This is a genomic window from Rhizobium sp. SEMIA 4085, assembly GCF_013004495.1.
GTDB classification, from domain to species: Bacteria; Pseudomonadota; Alphaproteobacteria; order Rhizobiales; family Rhizobiaceae; genus Rhizobium; species Rhizobium gallicum.
On the sequence record NZ_JABEPH010000337.1, the window covers coordinates 1 to 6,693 of the forward strand.

A 6,693-nucleotide genomic window follows, 5' to 3' on the forward strand; every position below is an offset into this window, starting at 1 on the left:
GAGCAGGACTATGGCGTCGCCCCGGGCGTCATCACCGCCTTCTGGGCTATGGAAACGGACTTCGGCGCGGTTCAGGGCGATTTCAATACGCGCAACGCGCTCGTCACGCTGGCGCATGACTGCCGCCGTCCCGAACTCTTCCGCCCGCAATTGATCGCGCTCATCGAAATGGTTCAGCACGGCGACCTTGACCCGGCGACCAATACCGGCGCATGGGCGGGTGAGATCGGCCAGGTACAGATGCTTCCGCGCGACATCGTCGCCTACGGCATGGACGGCGACGGCGATGGCCATGTCAGGCTGAAGGAGAGCAGCCCGGACGCCATCCTGACGGCTGCGAAGTTCATCCAGCATCTCGGCTTTGAACGCGGCCAGCCCTGGCTGCAGGAAGTCACCCTGCCCGACAACCTTCCCTGGGAAAAATCGGGCCTCGGCGGCACCATGACGGCGGGCGAATGGTTTGCACTCGGTGTTCAACCGCGTGACGGCAACACCAGCTTCGGCAATCTGGAGGGTGACCTCGTTCTCCCGCAGGGCCGTCACGGACCGGCCTTCATCGCCTACCCGAACTTCAAGATCTATCTCGAGTGGAACAAGTCGTTCATCTACACGACCTCGGCCGCCTATTTCGCCACCCGCTTTGGCGGTGCGCAGCCCTATCTCAAGGGGACGCCGGAACAGGGCCTTGCGAATGACCAGATGAAGCAGTTGCAGACCAAACTGCAGTCGAAGGGCCACGATGTCGGTCAGATCGACGGCATTTTGGGTTCCGGCACCCGTGTCGCGATCCAGAAGGAGCAGCAGCGTCTCGGAATGCCCGCTGATGGCTGGGCCACGCCCGGCCTGCTGAGCGCGCTCTGATCAATCCATTTTCGTGAAGGCCGCCCCATTCGATCGCGTCCCGGAAAATGCCGGGGCGCGATTTCGATTTCCCGCATCATATCAGCATCTTCCGTTCATGCCTTTATGTAGCCATCGCCGTTAACGGTCCAATCGCCCAATTTAACGCGCAGTTAAAATGTGTGAATAAAATTCCATCGTGATTTGGCAATTAATTCCAATTGCTTAGCCGACCACAACGTGGCTCATCCGCAGTCCGCCGTTGCGCTGCAGCATAGAATCCGCTTTCCACGCGACACAATTCAGACATATTATATGCAGGTTAACGCGAGGAGGCAGACATGGGTATTACACGATCCTTGAATGTCCTGTTGGTCAGTGCAGCGTTCGCGTTCGTCTTGTCCATGCTCTTCATTTGAGCGGTCGGCGAACCCTATGACTGGAATACCTAGCTCCTGACAAGCTAACAGTTCAGCCAATTAAAAAGCGCATGTCACCGCCAGACATGCGCTTTTTTATTCGATGCCGACTACCGCCGCCCTCAGGCAGCGGCGCCCGCTGCCCTCTTTGCGCCCTCGCGCCTGAGGCCGAGATTGGTGAGCACGGCTGAAACCAACGGCGAGCGGTTCATCGTATAGAGATGAAACTCGTCCAGCCCGCGGCGGACGAGATCCTCGATCTGCTCGACGGCGACATCGACGGAAACCTTCGCCCGCTCCTCCACCTTGTCGTCGAGACCGGCAAAGCGCTCGTCGAGAAAGGCCGGTATCACTGTGCCGCATGCGCTGGCAAATCGCTTCAGCTGCGTCAGGTTCTGGATCGGCATGATGCCGGGAACGATCGGGATTTTGACGCCTGCGGCCCGCACCTTCTCCAGGTAGCGCTCGAAATTGTCGTTGTCGAAGAAGAATTGCGTCAACGCGCGGTCCGCGCCGCTGTCGGCCTTTCGCTTCAGCATGTCGATATCGGCCGCCACGTCCCGGCTCTCCGGATGTTTTTCCGGATAGGCGGACACCGAAATCTCGAAATCGCCGATCTCGCGAAGGCCGGCCACGAGTTCGGCCGCATTTGCGTAGCCGCCCGGATGAGGCTGGTAGGGCACCCCTGCCCCGCCCGGCGCATCGCCGCGCAACGCCACGAAGTGCTTCACGCCGGCCTTGCGGAAATGGTCGATCACCTGATGCGTTTCTTCCTTCGTGGCGCCCACGCAGGTGAGATGCGACGCCGTCGCAAGCGGCGTTTCGTTGAGGAACCGCGTCACGGCCGTCAGCGTCGGTGCCTTCGTGGTACCGCCAGCGCCATAGGTCACCGAGACGAAATCCGGATCCCAGTCCTGCAGCTCGGCAACGGTCTTCCAGAGCTGACCTTCCATCTCCTCCGACTTCGGCGGGAAAAATTCGAAGGAAATGCCGATATCGCGGCGGTCTCCGGTGTTCAATGCCATATCATACCTCCCCGGCCAATACTGTTTCGGCGCCTTCGGATGAAATGAGGCGCCTCGGATCGCGCGCAAGCCAGATCGTGACCGTAAGCCCCTTCTCGCCCGGCTGACCCGGATGAAGATCGACGGTCTGCTCCACATCGAGCCCCGCCTTGCGCAGCCAGTCGGTCATTGACTGATGCGAGAAACCAAGGCGGACATGCGCGTGCTCGTCGCGAAGATATTCGAGCCCATGCGGCGCAAGGTCGATGACCATGAGACGTCCACCGGGTGCCAGCATCCGCGCCGCCTCGGTGATCGCGATTTCGGGCTGATCGAAAAAGTGCAAAACCTGATGAATGGTGACGAGATCGAAGTCCTGTCCCTCGAACGGCAGGTTCAGGATGTCGGCATGCCGCACCGAAGCCTTGGTGATGCCCGCCCTGTCGAGATTGGCGCGGGCGACGCTCAGCATGTCACGGCTGGCATCGACGCCGATCGCCCTGCGATAGAGCCTGGAAAGCAGCTCCAGCATGCGGCCGGTCCCCGTGCCGAGATCGAGCAGCGAATTGACCGGCTGATTACCGAGCAGCTTGATGACCGCGGCATCCACCTCTTCGTCGGCGGCATGGAGGCGCCGAAGCTCGTCCCATTCGGCGGCGTTGCGGCTGAAATAGGCCTGCGCCCGCTCTGCCCGCTGACGCTTCACGGCTAAAAGCCGCTCGCCATCGCGCAGGATCACAGGGTCGTTCTGGGACGCGTGTGTTAGCAGCACGCGCACCAGCGCCGCCGCCTTGCCGTCCTGCCTCAGCCGGAAATAGGCCCAGGCACCCTCCTGATAACGATCGATGAGGTCGGCCTCACCGAGCAGCTTCAGATGCCGCGAAATGCGAGGCTGCGACTGTCCGAGAATTTCCGTAAGATCGGTCACCGTCAAATCGCCGGCGGCAAGGAGCGCGAGAAGCCGCAGGCGCGTCGGCTCACCGGCCGCCTTCAAGACGTCCACCAGCGCATCCAATCCAAGCCTAATAGCTTCAGCCATATCCCAACCCAATCAACATATAAAGATATCTTTATGTGAATTGAGAAGGCCTGGCAAGCAGGAATCCGCTCTGTTCACGAAATTCACTGCTCTGAAAGCGACCGGCAAGAATACAAAAACCCCGGCGCTTGCCGGGGCTTCTGATCCAAGAGACGGCTCTGGCTATCAGCGCGTCAGGCGCTTGTAGGTCACCCGCTTCGGATTGACCGAATCCACGCCGAGGCGGCGCATCTTGTCCTGCTCGTAATCTTCGAAGTTGCCTTCGAACCATTCGACATGGCTATCGCCTTCGAAGGCGAGGATATGCGTTGCAAGCCGATCGAGGAACATGCGGTCGTGGCTGATGATAACGGCGCAGCCAGCGAAGTTTTCGAGCGCGTCCTCGAGCGCGGCCAGCGTTTCCGTATCGAGATCGTTGGTCGGTTCGTCGAGGAGCATGACGTTGCCGCCGGCCTTCAGCATCTTGGCAAGATGGACGCGGTTGCGCTGGCCGCCGGAAAGCGTGCCGACCTTCTGCTGCTGGTCGCCGCCCTTGAAGTTGAAGGCGCCGCAATAGGCGCGCGAATTCACTTCGTGCTTGCCGAGCTTGATGATGTCGTTGCCGGCGGAGATCTCTTCCCAAACGGTCTTGTTGCCGTTGAGCGCATCACGACTCTGGTCGACATAGCCGAGATCGACGGTATCGCCAATGCGGATTTCGCCGCTGTCGGGCTTTTCCTGGCCGGTGATCATGCGAAAGAGCGTCGTCTTGCCGGCACCGTTCGGGCCGATGACGCCGACGATGCCGCCCGGCGGCAGCTTGAAGCTCAGGTTCTCGATCAGGACGGTATCGCCGTATCCCTTGGTGAGGTTCTCGGCCTCGATGACGACCTGGCCGAGACGCTCACCAACCGGGATGACGATCTGGGAGTCGCCGGGACGGCGGTCGGCGGCTGCCGCCACCAGTTCGTCATAAGCGCGGATACGCGCCTTCGACTTTGCCTGACGCGCTTTCGGGCTGGAGGCGATCCATTCCTGCTCACGAGACAGAGCCTTCTGGCGGGAGGCTTCTTCACGGCCCTCCTGCTGCATGCGCTTCGCTTTCGCTTGCAGATAAGCCGAATAATTGCCCTCATAGGGAATGCCGCGGCCGCGGTCGAGTTCGAGGATCCAGCCGGTGACATTGTCCAGGAAATAGCGGTCGTGGGTGATCATTAGCACGGAACCCGGATACTCGCGCAGGTGCTTTTCGAGCCAGGCGATCGTCTCGGCGTCGAGGTGGTTCGTCGGTTCATCGAGGAGCAGCAGATCCGGCTGGGCAAGCAGCAGGCGGCAGAGCGCCACGCGGCGCTTTTCGCCGCCCGAAAGATTGTCGACCGAAGCCTCGCCCGGCGGGCAGCGCAGCGCGTCCATTGCCATCTCGACCTGGTTTTCCAAGTCCCAGAGGTTCTGGCTGTCAATGATGTCCTGGAGCTTCGCACCCTCTTCCGCCGTCTCGTCGGAATAGTTCATCATCAGCTCGTTGTAGCGGTCGAGGATCGCCTTCTTGGAGGCCACACCTTCCATGACGTTTTCGAGCACCGTCTTGGACGCATCGAGCTGCGGCTCCTGCGCCAGGTAGCCGAGCGTTGCGCCCTCGGCGAGCCAGGCTTCGCCGGTATATTCCTTGTCGAGGCCAGCCATGATGCGCAGGACGGTGGACTTACCGGCGCCATTCGGGCCGAGGATACCGATCTTGGCATCCGGGTAGAAGGAGAGGTGGATGTTCTCCAGCACCTTCTTGTTGCCATAGGCCTTGTTGAGGCCGGCCATATGATAGATGAACTGACGTGCCATTATACGCTGCTCCGGGCGGAAACTTGAAAACCGTGGCCGCTATTTAGGCGAAAGCCGGCTTTCGGGCAACGCCGAAACCGGCTTTCTCTACGGCAATCGATTTGGTTGCCCGCGAAAAGCGGCGGAACGGAGGGATTTGCCCGATCTCGTCATGCTTTCCGCCCAGTTGCATGAAATAGTCGGGGGCCATCGCACGGTATGGGTCGAAACGAAGCAGCGCGCTCAAGCGCGATGAGCTCGGCTGCAAGCGCCGTCAAAGCTCTGCTCATCAAGATGACCGAAAAAATGCGCGGGACTCCTCGCCATTGGCAGTCGGCAAGGCCACAGGCCTCCATTTGCTGAACAACCGCCAAAGGATCGTCACCCAGCGTTCTGATTCAAGGTTGCCCATGCTGGCTGCCGCGCCGGTTTCGATCAGTTCCCTTGCTGTCGCGTAGTCTCCACGCAGCGCTTGCCGGAAACCGCCAGAAAGTGCGTTTTGTTCGTCAGGACGCTACGCAGCCCGCCGCTGGCTTCGGATAGACGCGCGAGTATCTCGCCATCGCCGCAGCCCACATCCAGAACCGTTCCGCCGGCAGACGTGGGGCCGGCCACGCCTGGAACACCAGCTCGTGACGTATTTTGCCGTGTATCCCATCCGAGTATCTCTGGTAGCGTCCCCACGCGTCCGTAGTCATCCAGCCGCATCGTTCTCCCACCCCGCTTCGAGCCGCGCTCCAGTTTCGAACCTTGCGATGAACTCTCAGAACCCCGCCGCGTCGACAACACCTTCGTCGCAGCCGAAGGAGGTGCGGCCGGCGTCTTGCATGAGTTTTGCAAGTCCCGCTCCGGCGCCGGCGGCCGAGCCCGCATCCTCCGACAGCCCGATCGTCAGCTCGCTGATCACGCGGACGCTGCCCGCGCGCCGGCAGCTCATCTTCACACGCTCGCCAGCGCCCGCCCCGAAGCTCTTGTCGAAAGCCGTCTTGACCTGATCCGCCTTGACGGTCCTGCCGACATTCGCGGCAAAGAGATCGCGCACCGCCGAGCCATTGAGGTCATCCATCAGGCGGATCGCCACGCCGAAATAATCATCCGCGCTCATCTTCGTGCAGGTGCCGTGCTTCGTCCATTCATGACGTTCGAGGCCCGATTGCGTTCCGGGCATGGCCTTTGCAAGGGCTGACGCATTCTCAGCCGTCAGCTTGACCTTGGGCAGCTTTTGCCAATCGCCGTCTTTGTCGACTGCCTGCAAGTCCTTCGATACGCCACAATAGTTCTGCCGCAGCGGCCACAGGCCGTGCAGCGAGAAATTCGTCGCGTCGAAGCGCTCCTTGGTCTGGCTGCTGCATTCCGGCTTCCTTTGGTTTGTCTGGCAGAATGCCGGCTGCCAACTTGCAGCAAGGATGAAGCGCGTTCCCCCTTCTCCTTCCTGGGCAACCGCAAAGCCGGCCAAAACCATTGAAAGAACAAACGTCCTCCAGCGCAGAAACGCCCTGCTCATCGCCACTCCCCGCAGACAGAACAATTACGGAACAAGTAAGCATGAGGCCCAAACCCCTGCAACCCTCACTCGCCCGAAATTCCACTGCAAACA

At 60.8% G+C, this 6,693-nt stretch carries 6 protein-coding genes; 1 reads left to right on the forward strand and 5 read right to left on the reverse strand.

Annotation, left to right across the window (positions count from 1 at the left end; genetic code table 11):
* The coding region (locus C9413_RS25565) for a peptidoglycan-binding protein (protein ID WP_170251070.1) at positions 1-861 on the forward strand (861 nt) is incomplete at its 5' end.
* A 520-nt stretch (positions 862-1,381) separates the two neighbouring features.
* Here the strand turns inward: C9413_RS25565 and metF are convergent.
* From metF to C9413_RS25590, 5 genes are all read right to left on the reverse strand, one after another.
* Complete coding sequence (gene metF, locus C9413_RS25570; RefSeq protein WP_039845369.1) at positions 1,382-2,284, reverse strand: methylenetetrahydrofolate reductase [NAD(P)H]; 903 nt, start codon at positions 2,282-2,284, stop codon at positions 1,382-1,384.
* A gap of 1 nt (position 2,285) precedes the next feature.
* A complete protein-coding gene (locus tag C9413_RS25575; RefSeq protein WP_039845370.1) occupies positions 2,286-3,302 on the reverse strand; it encodes a metalloregulator ArsR/SmtB family transcription factor in 1,017 nt (338 codons plus the stop codon).
* A 165-nt stretch (positions 3,303-3,467) separates the two neighbouring features.
* Positions 3,468-5,117, reverse strand: coding sequence for an energy-dependent translational throttle protein EttA (gene ettA, locus C9413_RS25580; protein WP_039845371.1), 1,650 nt, complete (start codon positions 5,115-5,117; stop codon positions 3,468-3,470).
* Between the two features lie 43 nt (positions 5,118-5,160).
* On the reverse strand, positions 5,161-5,343 hold the full coding sequence (locus tag C9413_RS25585; RefSeq protein WP_039845372.1) for a hypothetical protein: 183 nt from the start codon (positions 5,341-5,343) through the stop codon (positions 5,161-5,163).
* 516 nt (positions 5,344-5,859) lie between these two features.
* Positions 5,860-6,600 carry a ribonuclease gene (locus tag C9413_RS25590; protein ID WP_039845374.1) on the reverse strand — a complete coding sequence of 247 codons (741 nt, stop codon included), beginning with the start codon at positions 6,598-6,600 and terminating at the stop codon, positions 5,860-5,862.
* Positions 6,601-6,693: the final 93 nt, after the last annotated feature.

Excerpts from the sequence above, each read along its gene's own strand:
- metF (WP_039845369.1), bottom strand. The coding sequence starts at position 2,284 with ATGGCATTGAACACCGGAGACCGCCGCGATATCGGCATTTCCTTCGAA.
- C9413_RS25575 (WP_039845370.1), bottom strand. The coding sequence starts at position 3,302 with ATGGCTGAAGCTATTAGGCTTGGATTGGATGCGCTGGTGGACGTCTTG.
- ettA (WP_039845371.1), bottom strand. The coding sequence starts at position 5,117 with ATGGCACGTCAGTTCATCTATCATATGGCCGGCCTCAACAAGGCCTAT.
- C9413_RS25590 (WP_039845374.1), bottom strand. The coding sequence starts at position 6,600 with ATGAGCAGGGCGTTTCTGCGCTGGAGGACGTTTGTTCTTTCAATGGTT.